19 protein-coding genes are annotated in these 22,158 nt (G+C 59.3%); 12 read left to right on the top strand and 7 right to left on the bottom strand.

Translation table 11 applies throughout. The features are described from left to right. The 12 genes from RHM55_RS18020 (at position 1) to RHM55_RS17965 (ending at position 15,061) form a co-directional block, all read left to right on the top strand. Entirely contained in the window at positions 1 to 978 is a 978-nt protein-coding gene (locus tag RHM55_RS18020) for a thiamine pyrophosphate-dependent dehydrogenase E1 component subunit alpha (protein WP_322177648.1), read from the top strand. A 35-nt stretch (positions 979 to 1,013) separates the two neighbouring features. Then, positions 1,014 to 2,033 carry an alpha-ketoacid dehydrogenase subunit beta gene (locus tag RHM55_RS18015; RefSeq protein ID WP_219062518.1) on the top strand — a complete coding sequence of 340 codons (1,020 nt, stop codon included), beginning with the start codon at positions 1,014 to 1,016 and terminating at the stop codon, positions 2,031 to 2,033. After that, the gene (locus tag RHM55_RS18010; RefSeq protein WP_322177647.1) at positions 2,030 to 3,136 is read left to right on the top strand and encodes an acetoin dehydrogenase dihydrolipoyllysine-residue acetyltransferase subunit; all 1,107 of its coding nucleotides are present in this window, start codon (positions 2,030 to 2,032) and stop codon (positions 3,134 to 3,136) included. The genes RHM55_RS18015 and RHM55_RS18010 overlap by 4 nt, the downstream gene beginning before the upstream one ends. Positions 3,137 to 3,232: 96 nt before the next feature. Continuing rightward, on the top strand, positions 3,233 to 4,297 hold the full coding sequence (locus RHM55_RS18005) for a 2,3-butanediol dehydrogenase (protein WP_322183010.1): 1,065 nt from the start codon (positions 3,233 to 3,235) through the stop codon (positions 4,295 to 4,297). 156 nt (positions 4,298 to 4,453) lie between these two features. Continuing rightward, a complete protein-coding gene (gene prmA, locus RHM55_RS18000) occupies positions 4,454 to 5,332 on the top strand; it encodes a 50S ribosomal protein L11 methyltransferase (RefSeq protein WP_322177646.1) in 879 nt (292 codons plus the stop codon). 54 nt (positions 5,333 to 5,386) lie between these two features. Next, a complete protein-coding gene (locus RHM55_RS17995; protein WP_322177645.1) occupies positions 5,387 to 6,706 on the top strand; it encodes a DUF3426 domain-containing protein in 1,320 nt (439 codons plus the stop codon). Positions 6,707 to 7,070: 364 nt separating this feature from the next. Then, positions 7,071 to 8,084, top strand: coding sequence for a tRNA dihydrouridine synthase DusB (gene dusB / locus RHM55_RS17990; RefSeq protein WP_322177644.1), 1,014 nt, complete (start codon positions 7,071 to 7,073; stop codon positions 8,082 to 8,084). Next, positions 8,081 to 8,401, top strand: coding sequence for a DNA-binding transcriptional regulator Fis (gene fis / locus RHM55_RS17985; protein ID WP_007907419.1), 321 nt, complete (start codon positions 8,081 to 8,083; stop codon positions 8,399 to 8,401). The genes dusB and fis overlap by 4 nt, the downstream gene beginning before the upstream one ends. Before the next feature lie 79 nt (positions 8,402 to 8,480). Further along, positions 8,481 to 10,088 carry a bifunctional phosphoribosylaminoimidazolecarboxamide formyltransferase/IMP cyclohydrolase gene (purH, locus tag RHM55_RS17980; protein WP_322177643.1) on the top strand — a complete coding sequence of 536 codons (1,608 nt, stop codon included), beginning with the start codon at positions 8,481 to 8,483 and terminating at the stop codon, positions 10,086 to 10,088. Between the two features lie 106 nt (positions 10,089 to 10,194). Next, entirely contained in the window at positions 10,195 to 11,490 is a 1,296-nt protein-coding gene (gene purD, locus RHM55_RS17975; RefSeq protein WP_322177642.1) for a phosphoribosylamine--glycine ligase, read from the top strand. A 102-nt stretch (positions 11,491 to 11,592) separates the two neighbouring features. Continuing rightward, complete coding sequence (locus RHM55_RS17970) at positions 11,593 to 14,364, top strand: hybrid sensor histidine kinase/response regulator (RefSeq protein WP_322177641.1); 2,772 nt, start codon at positions 11,593 to 11,595, stop codon at positions 14,362 to 14,364. A 100-nt stretch (positions 14,365 to 14,464) separates the two neighbouring features. Further along, entirely contained in the window at positions 14,465 to 15,061 is a 597-nt protein-coding gene (locus RHM55_RS17965) for a MarC family protein (RefSeq protein ID WP_322177640.1), read from the top strand. A gap of 21 nt (positions 15,062 to 15,082) precedes the next feature. Here the strand turns inward: RHM55_RS17965 and RHM55_RS17960 are convergent, their stop codons facing one another. The 7 genes from RHM55_RS17960 to cobG form a co-directional block, all read right to left on the bottom strand. Continuing rightward, positions 15,083 to 15,730, bottom strand: a complete 648-nt coding sequence (locus RHM55_RS17960) for a hypothetical protein (protein ID WP_322177639.1) — start codon at positions 15,728 to 15,730, stop codon at positions 15,083 to 15,085. Further along, a complete protein-coding gene (locus RHM55_RS17955) occupies positions 15,730 to 16,482 on the bottom strand; it encodes a hypothetical protein (RefSeq protein WP_322177638.1) in 753 nt (250 codons plus the stop codon). Before RHM55_RS17955 ends, RHM55_RS17960 begins: the two co-directional genes overlap by 1 nt. Positions 16,483 to 16,545: 63 nt before the next feature. Next, positions 16,546 to 17,361 (bottom strand): hypothetical protein, encoded by an 816-nt coding sequence (locus RHM55_RS17950; RefSeq protein WP_322177637.1) that lies wholly within the window; start codon positions 17,359 to 17,361, stop codon positions 16,546 to 16,548. Positions 17,362 to 17,619: 258 nt separating this feature from the next. After that, positions 17,620 to 19,332 carry a precorrin-3B C(17)-methyltransferase gene (gene cobJ / locus RHM55_RS17945; RefSeq protein ID WP_322177636.1) on the bottom strand — a complete coding sequence of 571 codons (1,713 nt, stop codon included), beginning with the start codon at positions 19,330 to 19,332 and terminating at the stop codon, positions 17,620 to 17,622. Further along, on the bottom strand, positions 19,332 to 20,063 hold the full coding sequence (locus RHM55_RS17940) for a precorrin-2 C(20)-methyltransferase (protein WP_322183008.1): 732 nt from the start codon (positions 20,061 to 20,063) through the stop codon (positions 19,332 to 19,334). The genes cobJ and RHM55_RS17940 overlap by 1 nt, the downstream gene beginning before the upstream one ends. Continuing rightward, positions 20,063 to 20,689, bottom strand: coding sequence for a precorrin-8X methylmutase (locus RHM55_RS17935; protein WP_322177635.1), 627 nt, complete (start codon positions 20,687 to 20,689; stop codon positions 20,063 to 20,065). Before RHM55_RS17935 ends, RHM55_RS17940 begins: the two co-directional genes overlap by 1 nt. After that, positions 20,682 to 22,088: a precorrin-3B synthase gene (cobG, locus tag RHM55_RS17930; protein WP_322177634.1), complete on the bottom strand. Its 1,407-nt coding sequence runs from the start codon at positions 22,086 to 22,088 to the stop codon at positions 20,682 to 20,684. The genes RHM55_RS17935 and cobG overlap by 8 nt, the downstream gene beginning before the upstream one ends. Positions 22,089 to 22,158 lie beyond the last annotated feature (70 nt).

Below are 22,158 nucleotides of genomic sequence, written 5' to 3'. Positions count from 1 at the left end.
ATGTCCACTCACCTGTCCCATGAGCAACTGTTGCACGCCTACAAAGTGATGCGCACGATCCGCGTCTTCGAAGAGCGCCTGCACGTCGAATTCGCCACTGGCGAGATCCCTGGCTTCGTCCACCTGTATGCCGGCGAAGAAGCCTCGGCCGCTGGCGTCATGGCCCACCTTACCGACGATGACTGCATTGCTTCCACCCACCGCGGCCATGGCCATTGCATCGCCAAGGGGGTCGATGTGTACGGCATGATGGCCGAGATCTACGGCAAGAAAACCGGGGTCTGCGGCGGCAAGGGCGGTTCGATGCACATCGCCGACCTGGAGAAAGGCATGCTCGGCGCCAACGGCATCGTCGGCGCCGGCGCACCCTTGGCTGCCGGTGCCGCCCTGGCCGCCAAGCTCAAAGGCACGCAGGGTGTTGCGGTGGCCTTCTTTGGCGATGGCGGTTCAAACGAGGGGGCGGTTTTCGAAGCCATGAACCTCGCGTCGATCTGGAACCTGCCCTGCCTGTTCATCGCCGAAAACAACGGTTACGCCGAGGCCACGGCGTCTGTGTGGTCGGTCGCCAGTGACCATATCGCCGACCGCGCAGCCGGTTTCGGCATGCCCGGCGTGACGGTAGACGGCTTCGACTTCTTCGCGGTCCACGAAGCTGCGGGTGCCGCTGTCGCTCGCGCCCGAGCCGGCGAAGGGCCGTCGCTGATCGAGATGAAACTCACCCGCTACTACGGCCATTTCGAAGGTGATGCACAAACCTACCGCGCGCCCGACGAGATCAAGAACTTTCGCGACACCCGTGACTGTCTCATGCAGTTCCGCGAACGCAGCCTGAATGCCGGGCTGCTGAAAGTCGCTCAACTCGACCAGATCGATCTAGACGTCGAGCACCTGATCGAAGACGCCGTACGCCGGGCCAAATCCGACCCTAAACCCCAGGCAAGCGACCTGCTGACCGACGTGTACGTGTCCTATCCCTGAGCCGACCTCAAAACAAGAACAACAGGAGAATTATCATGGCGAGAAAAATAAGCTATCAGCAGGCGATCAACGAAGCGCTTGCCCAGGAAATGCGCCGCGACCCCACCGTATTCATCATGGGTGAAGACGTCGCTGGCGGCGCAGGCGCACCCGGCGAGCAGGATGCCTGGGGCGGCGTGCTCGGCGTCACCAAGGGTCTCTATCACCAGTTTCCTGGGCGGGTTCTGGATACGCCGCTGTCCGAACTGGGGTATGTCGGTGCCGCCATAGGCGCCGCCACTCAAGGGGTTCGCCCCGTGTGCGAACTGATGTTCGTTGATTTCGCGGGCTGCTGTCTGGATCAGATCCTCAACCAGGCGGCTAAATTTCGCTACATGTTCGGTGGTAAGGCCGTCACCCCGGTGGTAATCCGCACCATGTATGGCGCCGGCTTGAGGGCCGCCGCCCAGCACTCGCAAATGCTCACCTCCCTGTGGACCCACATCCCCGGCCTGAAAGTGGTGTGCCCGTCCTCGCCCTATGACGCCAAGGGCTTGCTGATCCAGGCCATTCGCGACAACGACCCGGTGATTTTCTGCGAGCACAAAATGCTTTACAGCATGCAGGGTGAAGTCCCGGAAGAGCTGTATACCGTGCCGTTTGGCGAAGCCAATTTCTTGCGCGAGGGCGATGACGTAACCCTCGTGACCTACGGTCGCATGGTCCATTTGGCGCTGGAGGCAGCAAACAACCTCGCACGCCAGGGCATTGCCTGTGAAGTTCTGGACTTGCGTACCACCAGCCCGCTGGACCTAGACAGCATCCTCGAAAGTGTAGAAAAAACCGGGCGTCTGGTGGTGATCGACGAAGCCAACCCACGCTGTTCGATGGCCACCGACATCTCGGCACTGGTCGCTCAGAAAGCGTTTTTCGCCCTCAAAGCACCGATTGAAATGGTCACCGCGCCGCACACCCCTGTGCCTTTCTCCGACGCGCTGGAGGACCTGTACATCCCTACCGCGGCGAAAATCGAGGCGGCCGTGCATAAAATTTGCGAAGGGAGGAAGGTTGCATGAGCCAGATTCATACGCTAACCATGCCTAAATGGGGCCTGTCGATGACCGAAGGGCGCGTCGACACGTGGCTCAAGGAGGAAGGCGAGCGCATAGAGAAAGGCGATCAGGTGCTCGATGTCGAAACCGACAAAATTTCCAGCAGCGTCGAAACCCCTTTTTCTGGCGTGTTGCGGCGCCGGATAGCGCAACAGGATGAAACCCTGTCCGTGGGCGCCCTGCTCGCCATCGTTGTCGAGGGGGATGCCAGTGATGCAGAGGTCGACGCGGTGATCGAACGCTTCCAGGCCGAGTTCGTGCCCGGTGGCGATGCTGCAGAAGACAGCGGTCCGGCACCGCAGAAAATCCAGCTCGAGGGCCGCACGCTACGCTTCTTCGACCGTGGCGAAGGCACCAGTCCGCTGGTGTTGATTCACGGTTTCGGCGGAGATTTAAACAACTGGCTGTTCAACCACGACGCACTGGCTGCCGGGCGCCGCGTTATCGCACTCGATCTGCCGGGGCATGGCGAGTCGGGCAAAACCCTGCAACGCGGCGACTTGGATGAACTGAGCCAGACCGTCCTGAGCTTGCTCGATCATCTGGACATAGAGTCCGCACACTTGGCCGGCCATTCGATGGGTGGCGCCGTCGCACTCAACGCCGCCCGCCTTGCACCGAATCGAGTCCGCTCACTGACCTTGATCGCCAGCGCTGGCTTGGGCTCGCAGATCAATGGCGAGTATTTGCAGGGCTTTATCGACGCCGCCAACCGCAACGCCTTGAAGCCACAACTGGTGCAACTGTTTTCCGACCCCGCGCTGGTGAATCGGCAAATGCTTGAAGACATGCTCAAGTTCAAACGCCTGGAAGGGGTCGACGCAGCCCTGCGCCTGCTGAGCACCCAATTGTTTGCTGGCGGACAGCAGCACAGCGACCTGCGGTCAGTCGTCGCGCAGCAGCCGAGCCTGGTGATTTGGGGCGCCAACGACGCCATCATCCCTGCCGCTCATGCTCAAGGGCTCAGTGCACAGGTCGAGGTGTTGGCGGGTCAAGGCCACATGGTGCAGATGGAAGCGGCGGAGCAGGTCAACCGCCTGATTCTCGGCTTCCTGCAGGGCCAATAAATCAGCGGCTCTGGCCTGCCCGACGCTCGCTGGAGCTTCCACACTGTTGTGAGGAGATAACACACGATGAGCACTGCATTGAAAAGCACCGCCAGCATGCGCGCAGCGGTCTGGCATGGACGCCACGATATCCGCGTAGAAGACGTGCCGCTGCCCTCCGACCCGCCTGCCGACTGGGTACAGATTCGCGTGGACTGGTGTGGCATCTGCGGTTCGGACCTGCATGAATACGTCGCCGGACCAGTGTTCATTCCGGTAGACGCTCCGCACCCGATGACCGGCATTCAGGGCCAATGCATTCTGGGCCATGAGTTCTGCGGCGAAATCATCAAACTCGGCGCCAACGTCCAGGGTTTTGCCGTGGGTGACCTGATCACCGCTGACGCCTGCCAGCATTGCGGCACCTGTTATTACTGCACCCATGGCCTCTACAACATCTGTGAACGACTGGCGTTTACCGGCCTGATGAACAATGGCGCCTTCGCTGAGTGGGTCAATGTGCCTGCCAACCTTTTGTACAAATTGCCGGCAGGTTTCCCTAAAGAGGCCGGTGCGCTGATCGAGCCACTGGCGGTGGGCATGCATGCCGTCAAGAAGGCAGGCAGCCTGCACGGGCAAACCGTGGTGGTCGTGGGCGCTGGCACCATTGGCCTGTGCACAATCATGTGCGCCAAAGCGGCCGGTGCCGCACAGGTTATTGCCCTGGAAATGTCGTCGGCGCGCAAGGCCAAGGCACTCGAAGTCGGCGCCAACCGGGTCTTCGATCCTTCCGAGTGCGACGCGCTTGCCGAAATTCGCGCGGCCACCCATGGCTTGGGCGCCGATGTGAGCTTCGAATGCATCGGCAATAAACACACGGCCAAGCTCGCCATCGATGTGATCCGCAAAGCCGGCAAATGCGTGCTGGTGGGTATTTTCGAGGAGCCCAGCCAATTCAATTTCTTCGACTTGGTGTCCACCGAAAAACAGGTCATGGGCTCTTTGGCCTACAACGGCGAGTTCGCCGATGTGATCGCCCTTATCGCCGACGGCAGCCTGGACATCACGCCGCTGGTCACCGGACGGATTGGCCTGGAGGACATTGTCAGTCTCGGGTTTGAGGAACTGGTCAACAACAAGGAACACAACGTCAAAATCATTGTGTCGCCCAGCCCTATCTGATCTGTCATGTCAGAAAGAGCCTGTCTTGGGCTCTTCCCCTCAAAGCCGCCTAGCCGCGGCTTTGTTGTTTTTTGCCCTTCCCCTTCGCGCTCAAGTAAACTTGCGCGCTTCTCGCAGCCGCTGGCTGCACATCGTCATTTTTCAAAGGTGCCCGCCATGCCTTGGCTGCAAGTCCGTCTCGCCATCAGCCCAGAACAAGCCGAAACCTACGAAGACGCTTTTCTTGAAGTGGGCGCCGTGTCCGTAACCTTCATGGACGCCGAAGATCAGCCGATTTTCGAGCCGGAACTCAACACTACGCCGCTGTGGTCGCATACCCACTTGCTGGCGCTGTTCGAAGCCGACACCGATGCCGATCAGGTGCTGGCCCACCTGCAATTGCTCACCGGTGCAGAATTGCCGGAACACATGAGCGAAGTCATCGAAGACCAGGACTGGGAACGCAGCTGGATGGACAACTTCCATCCCATGCGTTTTGGTCAGCGCCTGTGGATCGTCCCGAGCTGGCACGCGGCACCCGAGCCGGATGCGGTCAACCTGCTGCTCGATCCGGGCCTGGCCTTCGGCACCGGCACGCACCCCACTACCGCGCTGTGCCTGGAATGGCTCGACGGTCAGGACCTGAAAGACTGCAGCGTGCTGGACTTCGGCTGCGGCTCGGGGATTCTGGCGATTGCGGCGTTGTTGCTGGGCGCCAAACAAGCCGTCGGCACCGACATTGACTACCAGGCGCTGGATGCCTCGCGCGACAACGCAGACCGCAACGCTATCGCCCCCGAGCGTTTCACCCTGTACCTGCCGGAAGACCTGCCGCAAGAAAAAGCCGACGTGTTGGTCGCCAATATCCTGGCCGGCCCCTTGGTGTCGTTGGCACCAACCCTGGCAAGTCTGGTCAAAACCGGTGGTCGCCTGGCGTTATCGGGCATCCTCGCTGAGCAAGGCGAAGAAGTGGCCGCGGCTTACGCCGACACGTTCGACCTGGACCCCATCGCCAATCGTGATGGCTGGGTCCGTATCACAGGTCGTCGCCGTTAACCGCTATTTGAAACCATGGACTAAGATGAGCGCCTGCCTAAACCGGATAGCCGCATGACCGACAGTTTCGTTACTCAGTGTCCGCACTGCCAGACCAGTTTCCGCGTCAGCCACGCCCAATTGAGCGTGGCCCGGGGCGTGGTCCGGTGCGGCTCCTGCCTGCAGGTCTTCAATGCGGCAAAACAACTGCTCGAACAACGGTCAGGCAAGTCGCCCGCAGAAACGCAAGCGCCTCTTCCCGCCGCTCCCATCATCCCGCCCGAGCCTGTGGTCGTACCCACTGAAGAACCAGTCAAGCCTGCCCCTCAGTGGAAGGCCAGCGCAATTGAGCTCGACAGCGTTGATCTGGACGACCTCGACTTGGACGAAGAGCTCGCCAGGCTTGAGCAACGGGAAATCCAGCTGCCTGAAACGTTCGGGCGCGAAGGCCACTCCAGGCATGACGACTCGGCACTGAGCGCACGTCGCGACAGCGCCAATATAGAAAACGAGCAGTGGGTCGACAGCCTGCTCAACGACGATGCACCAGAACACCTCCACGTTGAAGCCAGCGCCGCGCCCAAAACGAACGAAGCGTCCGAACCGACTTCACACCATCGTACCGAGCCTTCGTTGTCACTCGACAGCGCAGCACTGGACGACGAACCCGAGGCGCAGGGACCACGCCTGAGCGAAAGCCAGAGCCCTCCTCCGCCCAAAGAAGACCCCGGAAGTTGGTCGGCCATCGACGGCGACGAACCGGACACCCTCGACGAATCGCATGAGCGTCAGGAGCCAAGACTCAAACTCGGTCGCAGTGAACCCGGTTTGTACGATGAAGGGACGCGAGACAAGCCACTCCTCGATCTGACCGACGACCCACTGCAACTCGACTGGCAGAAACCCAAGCCGCGCTGGGGCCGACGCTTTTTCTGGGGATTGCTGATTGTGCTTGCGAGCGTCGCATTGGCCGGTCAATACATCTGGTATCACTTCGACGAGCTGGCGCGCCAGGATCAATACCGCCCATGGTTCCAGCAGATCTGTCCGCAGATCGGTTGCACCGTACCGTCAAAAGTTGATATCAAGCTGCTCAAGAGCAGCAATCTGGTGGTGCGCAGCCATCCCGAGTTCAAGGGCGCACTGGTGGTTGACGCAATCATCTATAACCGGGCGTCCTTTTCTCAGCCGTTTCCGCTGCTGGAGTTGCGATTCGCCGATCCCAACGGCCAGTTGATCGCCAGTCGTCGATTCAAACCCAGCGAATACCTGAGCGGCGAGATGGCCGGTAAAGCTGAAATGCCACCGCAAACGCCGATTCATATCGCACTGGACATCCTCGATCCAGGGACCAAAGCCGTGAATTACAGCTTGAGCTTCCGCTCACCCGAGTGAGCGCGCGCGGACCGGAGAGCCCAGCCTGCCAGCAGCGCTCCGGTAAAAAAGGCTGATAGCCTCAAGCTTGAGCATGAAGCGCTCACCCTTCCGGGATTGACGGCGTTTTTATGACGTCGTGGCAGAAAACCGAACCGTCAACGACAAGAAAATAACTGTTCAGATTTTATCCAATTCAGCCTTTATCCAGTCATCGAGAGCGGGTATCATGCCAACCCTTTTTCACACTCTGAGTTCGGTCTGAAAAGTCGCGCAAGCACTTAACGGACAGAACCCGAGCAGGCCCGTGTGGAACCGTTGCGTGCCAGGCCCGCAGTCGTTTCCACATGACATGCATTGATTCGGCCCCACAACAGGCACACCTATGTCGGCGGTACGTATCGGCCCCTATACATTGCAAAACGGCTTGATTCTCGCCCCGATGGCCGGGGTCACGGACCAGCCTTTTCGTCAGCTCTGCCGTCAACTCGGTGCGGGGCTGGTGGTTTCGGAAATGGTCACCAGTGACATGAGCCTGTGGAACAGTCGCAAATCGCGCCTGCGCATGATCCACGAAGGTGATCCCGAGCCACGCTCGGTACAGATCGCCGGCGGTGACCCGCAGATGCTGGCGGATGCAGCACGCGCCAATGTCGAAATGGGCGCACAGATTATTGATATCAACATGGGTTGTCCGGCAAAAAAAGTCTGCAACAAGGCTGCCGGCTCTGCGTTATTGAAAGACGAACACCTAGTGAGCGAGATCCTGCAGGCCGTAGTGGCTGCAGTCGATGTACCGGTCACCTTGAAGATTCGTACCGGCTGGGACCGGGCGAACAAAAATGGTCTGACCGTGGCGAAAATCGCCGAGCAGGCGGGAATAATGGCGCTGGCGGTACATGGCCGCACCCGGGCAGACCTGTACACCGGCGAAGCCGAATACGACACCATTGCCGAAATCAAACAGGCAGTGTCGATCCCGGTCTTCGCCAATGGCGATATCGATTCACCGGCAAAAGCCCGGTACGTGCTACAGGCGACCGGTGCAGACGGGTTGTTGATTGGTCGGGCCGCCCAAGGGCGCCCATGGATTTTTCGCGAGATAGAACACTACCTGCGCACCGGCGAGACATTACCGGCGCTGCAGTTGAGTGAGGTGGAACGCATCCTGCTTGAGCATCTGGCGGCGCTGCACACTTTCTATGGCGATGTGCTGGGCGTGCGTATTGCGCGCAAGCATGTCGGCTGGTATCTCGCAACCTTGCCGGGCGCCAGGGAGTTTCGCGCCCACTTCAATCGTTTGGAAGATACGGAAGCACAGTGCGCCAACGTTCGCGACTTTTTCAGCGAGCGTTACAAGAGCCCGGAAACAAGGGACGAAGAAGAGGTGGCCGCATGACGATGATGACCGAGACTTTAGTGAGTGGAACAACACCCGTGAGCGACAACGTCAATTTGAAACAGCACCTCAACACCCCGAGCGAAGAGGGTCAAACCCTGCGCGGGAGCGTCGAGAAAGCGCTGCACAATTATTTCGCCCACCTGGAAGGCGCTGCCGTCACGGATGTGTACAACCTCGTGCTGTCGGAAGTCGAGGCGCCATTGCTCGAATGCGTGATGAACTACGTCAAGGGTAACCAGACCAAAGCGTCCGAATTACTGGGCCTCAATCGCGGCACCCTGCGCAAGAAACTCAAGCAGTACGATCTGCTGTAAGCATTTAAAACAGAAGAGGCGACCCACCTCATTGGGTCGCCTTTTTTTGCTGACTCCTTTGCTTTAGATGGGAATTGAAATGACCGACCAGACTACCCGCCTGCCAATCCGCCGCGCGTTGATCAGCGTCTCCGACAAGACCGGGATTCTCGAATTCGCGCGCGGGCTTACCGCTCTGGGCGTCGAGATCCTCTCCACCGGCGGCACCTTCAAGCTGCTCAAGGACAATGGTATTGCTGCGGTAGAAGTCGCTGATTACACCGGCTTCGCAGAAATGATGGATGGCCGGGTCAAGACCCTGCACCCGAAAATCCACGGCGGCATCCTTGGCCGTCGCGGTATCGACGACGCCATCATGAGCGAGCACGGGATCAAGCCGATCGATCTGGTTGCGGTCAACCTTTACCCGTTCGAAGCGACCATCGCCAAGCCAGGTTGTGACCTGCCGACCGCTATCGAGAACATCGATATCGGCGGCCCGACCATGGTTCGCTCGGCAGCCAAAAACCACAAAGACGTGGCCATCGTGGTCAACGCCAGCGACTACAGCCACGTACTGGAAAGCCTCAAGGCCGGTGGCCTGACGTACGCCCAGCGTTTCGATCTGATGCTCAAGGCATTCGAGCATACTGCCGCCTACGACGGCATGATCGCCAACTACCTGGGCAGCATCGACCAGAGCGCCGAAACCCTCAGCACTGAAGGCCGTAGCGCCTTCCCGCGTACGTTCAACAGCCAGTTCATCAAGGCTCAAGAAATGCGCTATGGCGAGAACCCGCATCAGAGCGCGGCGTTCTACGTGGAAGCCCACCCTGCCGAAGTAAGCATCGCCACGGCGACCCAGTTACAAGGCAAGGAACTGTCCTTCAACAACGTGGCCGACACCGATGCCGCGCTGGAATGCGTGAAAAGCTTCGTCAAGCCTGCCTGTGTCATCGTCAAACACGCCAACCCGTGCGGCGTCGCGGTCAGCCCGGACGACGAAGGCGGCATTCGCCAGGCGTATGAACTGGCCTATGCCACCGACACCGAATCGGCTTTCGGCGGCATCATCGCCTTCAACCGCGAGTTGGATGCTGAAACAGCCAAGGCCATTGTCGATCGTCAGTTCGTCGAAGTGATCATCGCGCCAAGCGTAACGGCCGAAGCAAAAGCCATTATTGCCACCAAGGCCAACGTTCGCCTGCTGACTACCGGGCAATGGGCTGCCGAGCGCATGCCCGCCTGGGACTTCAAACGCGTCAATGGCGGGTTGCTGGTGCAGAGCCGCGACATCGGCATGATCGGCAGCGACGACCTGAAAGTCGTGACCCAGCGCGCGCCGACCGAACAGGAAATCCACGACCTGATCTTCGCCTGGAAAGTCGCCAAATACGTGAAGTCCAACGCCATCGTCTACGCCAAGAATCGTCAGACCATCGGCGTCGGCGCTGGCCAGATGAGCCGCGTAAACTCTGCACGCATCGCCGCGATCAAAGCTGAACACGCTGGCCTGCAAGTACAGGGCGCGGTCATGGCATCGGATGCGTTTTTCCCGTTCCGTGACGGCATCGACAACGCAGCCAAGGCTGGGATCACTGCCGTCATCCAGCCAGGTGGCTCGATGCGCGACAACGAAGTGATCGCCGCAGCCGATGAAGCCGGGATTGCGATGGTGTTCACCGGCATGCGCCATTTCCGCCACTAACTTGGCAGCGGCCGCACTGAAGCAGGTATGTGCTTCAGTGCGACCTCCTACGGCGAAAAGCGCTTTAGGTTCTAAAACAGAATTCAGCGTCATCGAGGTTTTTGAAATGAATGTTTTGATCATTGGCAGCGGTGGCCGTGAACACGCCCTGGCGTGGAAAGTCGCACAGGACCCGCGTGTCGTGAAAGTTTTCGTGGCACCGGGCAATGCCGGGACCGCGACTGAAGCCAAGTGCGAAAACGTCGCCATCGACGTGCTGGCCCTTGAGCAGCTTGCAGATTTTGCACAAAAGAACGTGTCCCTGACCATCGTTGGCCCGGAAGTGCCACTGGTCGCGGGCGTCGTAGATCTGTTCCGTGCCCGTGGCCTGGACTGCTTCGGTCCGACCGCAGGTGCCGCGCAGCTGGAAGGTTCGAAAGCCTTCACCAAAGATTTCCTCGCCCGCCACAAGATCCCGACAGCGGATTATGAGACCTTCACCGAGGTCGAGCCTGCGTTGGCTTATCTGCAAAAAACCGGCGCACCGATCGTGATCAAGGCAGACGGCCTGGCGGCAGGCAAAGGCGTCATTGTTGCCATGACGCTGACTGAAGCCGAAGACGCTGTGCGCGACATGCTCGCTGGCAACGCGTTTGGCGAAGCCGGTTCGCGGGTAGTCATCGAAGAGTTCCTCGATGGCGAAGAGGCCAGCTTTATTGTGATGGTCGACGGCAAGAACGTATTGCCAATGGCCACCAGTCAGGATCACAAGCGCGTCGGCGACGGCGACAGCGGCCCGAATACCGGCGGCATGGGTGCTTACTCCCCGGCCCCGGTGGTGACTGCACAGGTCCACCAACGTGTCATGGACCTGGTCATATGGCCGACTGTCCGGGGCATGGCTGAGGAAGGCAACGTTTACACCGGTTTCCTCTATGCTGGGCTGATGATCGACAAAGCAGGCAATCCGAAGGTCATCGAATTCAATTGCCGCTTTGGCGATCCGGAAACCCAACCGGTGATGTTGCGTCTGCAATCGAGCCTGGTGCTACTGATCGAGGCCGCTCTGGCGCAAGCGCTGGACAAAGTTGAAGCTCAGTGGGACCCGCGTCCGAGTCTGGGCGTCGTGCTGGCCGCCGGCGGATACCCAGGCGATTACGCCAAAGATGCCGTGATAAAAGGTCTGGACGCTGCAGCGGGTTTGCCTGGCAAAGTATTCCACGCAGGTACAGCATTGAAGGATGGTCAAGTCGTGACGTCCGGCGGGCGTGTCCTGTGTGCCACCGCGCTAGGTGAAAGCGTAGCGAGCGCCCAGGAGCACGCTTACCGACTGGCGGCTGAAATTGATTGGGAAGGTTGTTTCTATCGCAACGACATTGGCTACCGTGCCATTGCTCGCGAGCGTGGTGAAGACCTGGAATAAGGCTAGACGGCCAGCCAGGCAGGCACCTATCAGCAGGTGCTTGCCTGTTTATTCCAGCCCCGCGCATAGTTATCTGGCATTCACCTACGAAGGGATTTCGCCGTGCGCTGGCTCAGGATCGCCATAGGTTTCACTGTCAGTCTGCTGACCCTGCTCTGCATGCCCCCGGCTTACGCCGAGCAAGGCGGTGGCTGGTCTACATTGCTTGATGAAAAGGCCGACCTGCAATTAAGCGATGTCCATTCGGCGCGCTACTCGAATCAATTCAGTCCAATCGAGCTCGATCAAGTCAGCGCAGGTGACCGCAACAGCGCAGTCTGGCTGCACTATCGCCTGCAACCCGACGATCACGAACAACTGCTGCGCATCTTCGCGCCCGACCTGGCTAGCCTGGACCTGTACGTGCTTGACGGCAACACACTGATCAGCCACTCACGTGCCGGTAATAACATACCGCGCGATAACAAATTGCCACCCTCCACCGACTTCCTCCTGCCACTGCCACAAAGCAATGTCCCACTGGACATCTACCTGCGCTCGGTGTCAGAACAGAAATTGCGCCCCAACATCACCCTGCAATCGGCGATAGCCAGCGCGGCAGACGAGCGGCAGCCGTTGTTGCTTGGCCTGTTCCTCGGCTGCCTGGCAATGTTGGTCCTGCAAAACATCACGCGCTTCGCCCACACTCGCGCACAAAGTAGCCTGTGGCTGGGGGCCTGTGAGGCGATGCTGGCCTTGAGTGCGCTGCTGCTCCTGAATCTGCTGGCACCCTGGCTGCCCAACAGGCACCTGGCGCAGACACCCGGTGCATACCTGGCATTGATCCTTGCGGCTCTGAGCGGCCTGATGTTCGCTTATCGATTTTTCGCGCCTCGGCGGTCCAGACGCCTGAACCGTTTTTTGCTGGCCGACATGCTGGTCATCGGGCTGTGTGGCCTATTGGTATTGTTCGTCGATGCCCTGCCCCTGAATATCATCACCTTTGGCGTGGTGGCGCTGGCGAGCCTGAGCATCCTGTTTGTTGCCTCCTGCCACTGGCACAAGGGTTACAGCCCTGCCCGGCTATTTGTCCTGGCGATGGTCGTGTTCAATCTGGGTTGCCTGGTGATTCTGCCAGCCTTGCTCCGTCTGACTCTGATCGCCCCGCAATGGCTGATCATTACCCTGCTGGGTGTGTTCTGTATCGCGGGGCTGCTGATGAGTATTGCCCTCAGCGAGCGTCATCGCAGCATCACCGAAGATAACTTCAGCGCCAGCCGCGATCTGGCCGCCAGCACCGCCGAAATCAATGCCAAGGCCGAGTTTCTGGCGAAGCTCAGCCACGAAATCCGCACCCCGATGAATGGCGTGCTGGGCATGACCGAGCTGCTGCTGGGCACGCCGCTTTCAGTCAAGCAGCGTGATTACGTACAGACCATCCACAGCGCCGGGAATGAGCTGCTGACGCTGATCAACGAGATTCTCGACATCACCAAGCTCGAGTCCGGACAAATCGAGCTCGATGATGTGCAGTTCGACCTCAACGCACTGCTCGAGGACTGCCTGAATATCTTCCGGGCCAAAGCCGAACAGCAGAACGTCGAACTGATCAGTTTTATTCAACCACAGGTCCCGCGCGTGATCAGCGGCGACCCTACGCGCCTCCGCCAAACGTTACTCAGCCTGCTGGAAAATGCCCTGAAGAAAACCGACCAGGGCGAGGTTCTGCTGGTGGTTGCACTGGATTCGCGCAGCGGCAAACCGCGCCTGCGGATTGCCGTGCAAGACAGCGGCGAGCCCTTGGCGGTCAAGGAGCGCGACGCGCTGCTGCACACCGAATTGCACAGCAAGAATTTCCTCTCCAGCACCAAGCTCGGCGGCAACCTGGGGCTGGCGATTGCCCGGCAATTGATCATGCTGATGCACGGTGAATTCGGCATCCAGAGCGGCACCAATCAGGGCAGTACGCTCTGGCTCACGTTGCCGCTGGACCCGGATCGACTGGAACAACCCACCACAGACCTCGATAGTTCGCTCAAGGGCGCCCGTGTGTTGGTGGTAGACGACAATGACACCTGCCGCAAAGTCCTGGTGCAGCAATGCAGCGCCTGGGGCTTGAATGTCAGTGCCGTGCCGTCGGGCAAGGAAGCGCTGGCACTGCTGCGGACCAAGGCGCATCTGCGTGATTATTTCGACGCTGTCCTGCTCGACCAGAACATGCCCGGCATGACCGGGATGCAACTGGCAGCCAAGATCAAGGAAGACCCAAGCCTGAACCACGACATCCTGTTGATCATGCTCACTGGCATCAGTAACGCGCCGAGCAAAATCATCGCACGCAACGCCGGCATCAAACGCATCCTGGCCAAACCGGTAGCGGGCTATACGCTCAAGACGACCCTGGCCGACGAACTCAACCAGCGCAATAAGGGCACGTCCCCGCTCAGTTTGCCGTCCGCTGCCAGCAAGCCCATCAGCGTCCCGAGCGATTTCCGCATCCTCGTTGCCGAAGACAACAGCATCTCGACCAAAGTGATTCGCGGCATGCTCGGCAAACTCAACCTCCAACCGGACACCGCCAGCAACGGCGAAGAAGCACTGATCGCGATGAAGGCCCAACACTATGACCTGGTGTTGATGGACTGCGAGATGCCGATCCTTGACGGGTTTTCCGCCACCCAACAGCTGCGCGCTTGGGAAGTCGGTAATCAACGAATACGCACGCCGGTAGTCGCACTGACCGCGCATATCCTGACGGAGCATAAAGAGCGCGCCGTTCAAGCAGGCATGGACGGACACATGGCCAAACCCGTAGAGCTGTCGCAATTGCGCGAGCTGATTGAACACTGGGTCGCCAAACGCGAGCAACGTCAGGCTCAGACCCAAACCGGCTGATTTCACCCACGCGCAAATGAAACTGATATTCCTCCACAAGACGGCATGCGCCGCCTGATAGACTTCTTTTCGTCATTCACCTGTCGGGCGAGCTAAAACCATGCTCCACGTGTTGTTCAGCGTTTATTTGAAGATGTTGGTGCTCTATAGCCCGTTCTTCGTCCTGTCCTGCTTTATCAGCCTGACCCGTGGTTATTCCAGCAAGGAACGTCGTCGCCTGGCGTGGAAAGTCGCGCTGGCCACGCTCGTTTCAAGTGTTCTGCTGTACCTGTTCGGGCGGGCGATTTTTACCGTGTTCGGCATCACCGTGGATGCGTTCCGCATTGGCGCCGGCAGTGTGTTGTTCATCTCGGCATTGGGCATGGCTCAAGGTAAATCCGCAGTCCAGACCGACAACGTTCAGCAAGACGTGACCATCGTGCCGCTGACCATTCCCCTGACTGTTGGCCCCGGCACCATCGGCGCCTTGCTGGTCATGGGCGTCAGCCAGCCACACTGGGACGACAAGGTCACCGCGATCCTCAGCATCGCCCTTGCCAGCCTCACCGTCGGGATTGTGCTGTACCTCTCCAACCGCATTGAACGCATTCTCGGCGATCAAGGCCTGCAGATCGTCAGTCGGTTGATGGGCTTGTTCGTGTGCGCACTGGCGGCGCAAATAATCTTTACCGGGGTGAAGGGGTACCTGGTGCCGTAGTGAAGCCAGCCTGCCACCGCGCTAAAGTTCTATTTCAGTGATGTAGCGTTTGGCCTGGTCGCCCAACTCATTCCTCACGCGCCCCCTGTGTTCAACATAGGCAGTGCTGTTGAACGCAAAGCTGCCACCGTTGATTCGGACAGTCATCTCCGAGTTGATGTTCTTCCAAAAAAATGATCCCTCCACCACAACGCGAGAGGTCATATTCAGCCCACAGACCAGAACCTGTAACTCTCCCGAGGGCAGATTTTCACAGGGCACAACCTGAAAGCTTTCCGAGCGTCCGGTACTGAACCAACTGTCCAGAAACACCTTTGCATGCTCATTGGTTTTCATGGCATTGAACGAGGTCTGCGCAAGCTCGACAAGATGAGCTGACCCGACCTTGCTCATCGCGTCGAAGGTAACCCGGTCGAAATCCCGCGCGGACTCAATCTGTATCGGGTTTTCCACAATGAAACCCGTCAATGTGAACCCGAGCTTCAACAATCCGCGCTGATAACGATTCATCCAGCTTGTCCAGAGCTGTTGCCGGTCAAATTTCTCACTGGCATACAGCTCCGCGTACAACAGGCAATCCTTGATATCTTGCCGCTCCTGCTCCGACATCCCGGAATAAAATGATGTCAGGCTGCTGCCTATCAACGCAGCGCTAGCGTTCTTAGCCATCATTGTTCCGTGTCCTCAAGCCGCAGAATCATTGACGTCCTTCGGCCGCCAAGGGCCGTAATGAACGGCTCCCGAAACTGTGCGTAACGAATATCCAACAATTCGGCCGAGTAGGAGGCAACCGCGATGTTGCCCACGATTCGGTCAGGGTCGAATGTCAGGAGGAATGACTGTGGCTCAATGGGTTCTACGGTTTTAAACGAGATTAACACCGAGCTCATCGAAGGGGCGGCATGAACAAAGCTCAGCTGTAACACCACGCTGAACAATTGGGTGGCGGGTGGTATCTGAAGCACATGAGCTGAAATATCGCCGGAAAGACGCTCATTCACTTCTGCCTGCCACGGTTCAGATTGCAGAGTATTCTCTCCGAGAAGCAACTGTGCGGGAGGGTTCAGGACACGCTCGGGGCCGGGTACCAATACCCGTTTAGCATGAGCGATGAGTGACGCCGGTACACGGTCATCAAGTTCACGTTCGATCCACGACCACGGTTCAAACAGTTCATCTTTCTCTATTGGGTGACTGTCGTATTTACGGCCTGAAACTATCCAGCCGAACGTAGCCATTGCCGCGAAGTATGTTGTACGCCACGCCTCAAACTCAGCGAACTTCGAATACTTCTTCGATGCGGCCAGCTGAATATATAACTGAGCATCAAGCACGTCCTCTTTAAATGAATGACCGACGCCGTCATCAAAAAGAACGACACTTCCTGCGTTCACATAAGCATCCTGCATTCCATTGCGCATGGGCCTCTCCTTGATAACGTTACCTGCGCCAGAGAGCCGCAGTACCTGCGGCTCTCTGGGTTATTAAATACTGTATTCCGCAACGGCGTCTTTCGCGTTGCTCCCCAGTTTTGCAAGGATGTCGTCCCGCACGTTGGCGTAAACACCCTGATTCAACACCAGGTGCGACTCGGCGCGGGAAATACTCACCGACGTATTGTTCCAGTTCCAGAACAGGACGTTCGTGACATCCAGAGTGGACGAGAAGCTGACGGTCCCCACGGCCATTACCACTTCGCCATCGCTCGACTCAGTGCAAGAGACAATACTGAAGGTACCCCCTGCATGAGAGCGGCTTTTACCCTCAAACAACCTGAGTGGCTCTTTGCTGGCCTGAAGGGCATCAAGTGCCTGCTTCGCCACGCCCAGCAGCAATACCGAGGTCGGACCAGGAAGCGCCGCGGCGGCAACTGCGGAAGAGAGGATCTTGAGGCCAACCTGATCCATCGTGAACTGCTGTTCGACCGTCGTGTACCTGGCGTAATCCTTGCGCTTCGGGAGCCATCCAGATGCCCGGGACATCACCTCCATGAACTTCTCATACCAGCGTTGGCCTTCCATCTCGGGATGTGCACGATTGGCAACCAGCGTCGCGAACAGTACGGAGTTCTTGATATCGTCCTTATTCTGCTTCGACATACCCGCCACAAAGGAAACAATACTATTAGCGACGACTGCGGCGCCTTCCTTTTTCTCGTCGACTGTCAAGGATCGGAGCATTTTGCCCTGTACAGGATGATCGACTTCATCCGAAGACAGCGCTACTGCCGGAAATTCGCAACCCATAATATAAGCCCGGCACGCTTCAACACTCATTGTTGGTTCAACGTAATCATTCATGTGTAAATCCTTTTCTAATTCAGCGATCACCCTTCGTGGGCACCACTCAAACTAGCGCACATTGATGATCGCTTCTAGCCGCCTACCTGGAGCATTCTGCCGGGTATTATTCAAGTGCATACCGTCAAACATCCGGAATACTTAGCCCTGTACATTTTCAGCAGCCATTCGTGGACTTTCGCCTTTATAACTTCGACGTAAGCCCACAGAACCAGAGACTTGTCTTACGAACTAAATACCCATATTGACGACGTTGACTCAACCGCTCGGCTTCACGCCATACCATCGCGGCGTATAGACCCAACTGCCGCCATCGGCACGGGGAAAGGTGCAGGTCGTCGACGAACCGATCAGGACCATGGTGCGCATGTCCACTTGGTCCGGGGTCAATTCGCCCAAGGTGATGACACGCAGTGTTTGCCCTGGACGGCCGATATCACGGCCCAGAGTGACAGGGGTTTCCGGGGTGCGATGTTGGCGGACGATTTCCAGCGCTCGCCCCAATTGCCAGGGGCGAGAGCGGGAAATGGGGTTGTAGAACGCCAGCGCCAGATCGGCCTGAGACGCCAGATCCAGACGTTTTTCAATCACGTCCCATGGCTTGAGGTTGTCCGACAGCGACATCACGCAGAAGTCATGGCCCAACGGTGCGCCCGCCTGGGCGGCAGTGGCCAGCGAGGCGGACACCCCCGGCAGTATTTCCAGTTCAACGGCGTGCCAATTGGCGTTGCTCGACTCATGCAGTGCTTCAAGTACGGCCGAGGCCATGGCGAACACGCCAGGATCACCCGACGACACCACGACCACCGAGCGTCCTTGTGCCGCGAGTTCGAAGGCGTGTCGGGCGCGCTGCATTTCTTCGCGATTGTCGGTGCAGTGCAGCACTTGATCGGCACGGAACGGCCCGGCCATGCGCACGTAGGTTTCGTAACCCAGCACATCGTTGGCCCGCGCCAGTTCGGCTTTGACCGCTGGCACCATCAGTTCGGCAGCGCCAGGGCCAAGGCCGATAACCGCCAGACGCCCGCGTCCACGACCGATCTGCTGCACATCCAACGGCTGCGCGGCGACAGCAATGGCGATGCCACTGCCCACACTGATGGGGGGCAGTAGCTGTGGCACGGCCTGTTGCGCCAACTCGCTGACTTCAGCCTCCGCTGCTGTTGAAGCAAACCGCAGCGGCACGCCCAGCGCCCATGCTGCTTCACGTAGCGCAGGGTTGGCCATCTCACGGTCGGACGCCAGCAAGCAGGCCAGCGCCTGAACGGCAATCCCGGCGTTGTGCAAAGCGGCGCGCACAGCATTCACCAGATCCGGCACGGTCGCGCTGACAGCCACCAATACACTGCGCGGGTAGATCAGCAGCTCGTTGGCCGCCGGCTCGCGTTCGGCGCAACCGACATGAATCGCCAGCTGTGCGTGCTCATCTTCAGGCAACTGCGCTTGCGCGAGCCATGGCGCGGCACCTTCGATCCGCACGTGTTGCCCGGACAATAAGTCGGAGACAAATCGTTTGCCCAACTCCAGATCGCCTAGCGCGTAACCGCTCGGTGGATTGAGCAGACAGGTGCCGAAACGCAACTCGCCGCTGGTGGTGATCGCTGCAGCGATCCCCAGTCCTGCAGCAATCTCACGGGCCATGACGTTGACCCCGCCCAGCCCGCCCAACAATGGCACGACTGCACTGCCGTCCTCAGCCACGGCCAGCACGGGTGGCTCAACGCCTTTTTCCAGGAGCAGGGGCGCTAGCGTCCGGATCACGATGCCGGCAGCACACAAGGCAATGATCGGTGTGTCCTGCTGATAGAGCTGACGCAACGTGGCGCCAAACTCGGTGTACGTCAGATCGGCACCTTCAACCCGTGCCGCCAGACCATGGATCAAGGCATCCGGAAAAAGCTGTTGAATGCGGCGTGCCGTCGCCAGGCTGCCATTGCCCAGAATGACGATGGCGGGTGTTTTAACAATCATCAGCCTTGCCACCTTTCGCCCGGAACAATGATCAGGGAGAAATACGGTGAAGACATTGGCTCGACCTGGTCCAGCGCCACGATCTTCTGATTGGACATGGTTGCGCGCTCGACATACAACGCGCGGTCCGCCATGCCCAGCTCTTCCAGTACTTGCCGGACTTTGGGGAAGTTGCGCCCCAGCTTCATGATCACCGCCGCATCGGCATCGGCCAGACGACGTTTGAGCTCGTCGTGGGGCAATACACCAGACAGCACCGACAGGCTTTGATTGCGGTACACCAGCGGCGCGCCCAGCACCGAAGCACCACCGAGCATTGAGCAGACGCCCGGCACCACTTCGGCTTCATAACGCTCGGCGAGGCGGTCGTGCAGGTACATATACGAGCCGTAGAAGAACGGATCGCCTTCACAGATCACCGCAACATCGCGCCCCGCGTCCAGATGCGCGGCCAGTGCCTCACTGGCGTCATCGTAGAAATCGCTGATCACTTGCTCGTAGGACAACGGTGCAGGCAAGGCTTCGGTGGTCACCGGGTACACCAGCGGTAACAGGGTCTGCGCGTCTTGCAAATGGGCTTCGATGATGCCGAACGCGTTGCCTTTCTTGCCCTTGGCGACGAAGTACGCGACCACTGGCGACTCACGCAACAGGCGCAGGGCTTTGACAGTAATCAGCTCAGGATCGCCGGGGCCGACGCCCAAGCCAATCAAACGACCGGGTTGCTGCATCATTCGATCTCCGTCGCTAATGCATTGACCGCAGCCGCAGCCATGGCGCTGCCGCCACGACGGCCCTGCATGATCACAAACGGCACACCCCGGCTGTTCGCCGCGAGCATTGCCTTGGACTCTGCCGCGCCGACGAAACCGACCGGGAAGCCGAGGATCAATGCCGGTTTAGGTGCACCGGCATCGAGCATTTCCAGCAGGTAGAACAACGCAGTTGGCGCATTGCCAATCACCACCACGCTGCCTTCCAGGTACGGACGCCACAGTTCCAGCGCGGCGGCAGAGCGAGTATTGCCCAGCTCGCGGGCCAACTCCGGTACGCCTTCGTCTTTAAGGGTGCAAATCACCGGGTTGTTGGCAGGCAAGCGCGTGCGAGTCACGCCTTCGGACACCATGCGCGCATCGCACAGAATCGGCGCACCGGCGGCCAGCGCATTACGCCCGGCCGTGCCTGCACCGGGGGAGAAGCGCAGGTCTTCGATGACCTCGACCATGCCACACGCATGGATCACCCGCACCGCGAGTTTTTCCAGGTCGGCAGGGATCTGATCAAGCCGGGCCTCGGCGCGAATGATCGAGAAGGAGTTGCGATAGATCTCCTGACCGTCGCGGATGTAATCAATCATCGGTGCTGCTCCGTGAGTCGGCGGCTAACAGCGTGCCGACTGCTTCAATAGTGAGGTCACGCGCGCGCAAGCTACCGAAACCCGGTTGCTGCGCGTCGCGAAAATAGAGGTCGTAATGGCCGGCGGACACCGCCAACAAGGTCACCGGGGCGACATGGGCTGCCGCGCATGAACGCGAACAGCCCGTCAGGTGCGCCGCCTGTTTCAGGTCGAGGTGTTCGAGTCGGGCGGCCAGCAGCAGTGCATCCGCCTTGGTGTCGGCCAATCCTTTGCCACAGCCCGCCGAGCCGGTGCAGGCGATCAAGTGGGCCAACGGTTGTTCGGGCGAGCAGATCAACCCGGCGGCCTGCAGCCCCGTCAGCACGTTCGCCGCGTGGTCACGGCGAACGTTAGGCAGTAACAGGCTCTGCCAGGGTGTCAGGCGCAACGTTCCGTCGCCCCATTCGGCCGCCAATTGCGCGACCGAGCGCAACATCGACGAGCCAAGTCGCCCCAGTGGCGCAGCACCACCGACGGCCACCAGACCGGCCACGTCCTGTGAATAAATGCCAAGATGCCGATTCGCAGGGGACTGCAATTGGCCCCCTGTAGGAGCGAGCTTGCTCGCGAGGCGGTGTGTCAGGCAAACCGTGTCAAGCCATTCGCCAACACGTTGGCTCCTACAGAAATCAACAGTCATGCGCTTGGCCACCGCCTGAAGAAACGCCTCGGTCGACATTTCAGCCAACAGATGGCGCATGCGCGTCTGCTCAGGTCGCGCCAGCTCAAGGAACGCGTCCAGCACCGCCACCACCAATTCATGAGCATGACTCAGCGGCACAGCGGCCAACGGCGCATCCTCGGCAGGGCAACCGGCCAGGCCGAACGCCATCAAGACGTCGTCGTCGATCATCCGTGCAGACAACCACATATCATGGGGATGCTCGAGCATCGCCAGTGCTTCGCCGCCATCCAGCGACAGGGCAAATTTAGGCGACAGGTCATGGAAACGAGGCTCGTTCTCCAGGGTGCCTAGAATCTGCGCGGCCAACGGCCGGCTGTCGAACAACTGCTGCGGGTCGATGCCTGCCGTCGGGCTGAGCATCAGGTTGCGCACATCGTCGCTTGCAGGGTTACTCGGCCCCAGACCGGCGTCCAATAGAATCGCGATCAAACCGTCCGGATCAGTACCGACCCCGCGAATCTGCAGGTTCGCGCGGTTGGTCGCCTCGATCACGCCCCCGGCATAACGCTGCGCCGCATCGGCCACCGCGCACGCCTGGGCGGCCGTGATCGACCCGCCCGCCAGCTTGATCCGGCAAATACCGCCGTCCAGCGCCGGGACGATGCGCAACAACCCCGGACAAGCCGAGGGGCGTAAAGAGATTGAGGACGTGCGAGCAGGCATTGGCTCGTTCAATGGGTCACCCGGCAGAATTTGAAAAGGCGCTATAGCCCATTGGGCGCGGTATTATGCCTGCTTTGTCCGC

The organism is Pseudomonas sp. MH9.2 (genome assembly GCF_034353875.1).
In the GTDB taxonomy this organism is placed as follows: domain Bacteria; phylum Pseudomonadota; class Gammaproteobacteria; order Pseudomonadales; family Pseudomonadaceae; genus Aquipseudomonas.
The sequence above is the reverse complement of the archived record's forward strand: the minus strand, read 5'-3'. Positions and strand labels throughout refer to the sequence as shown.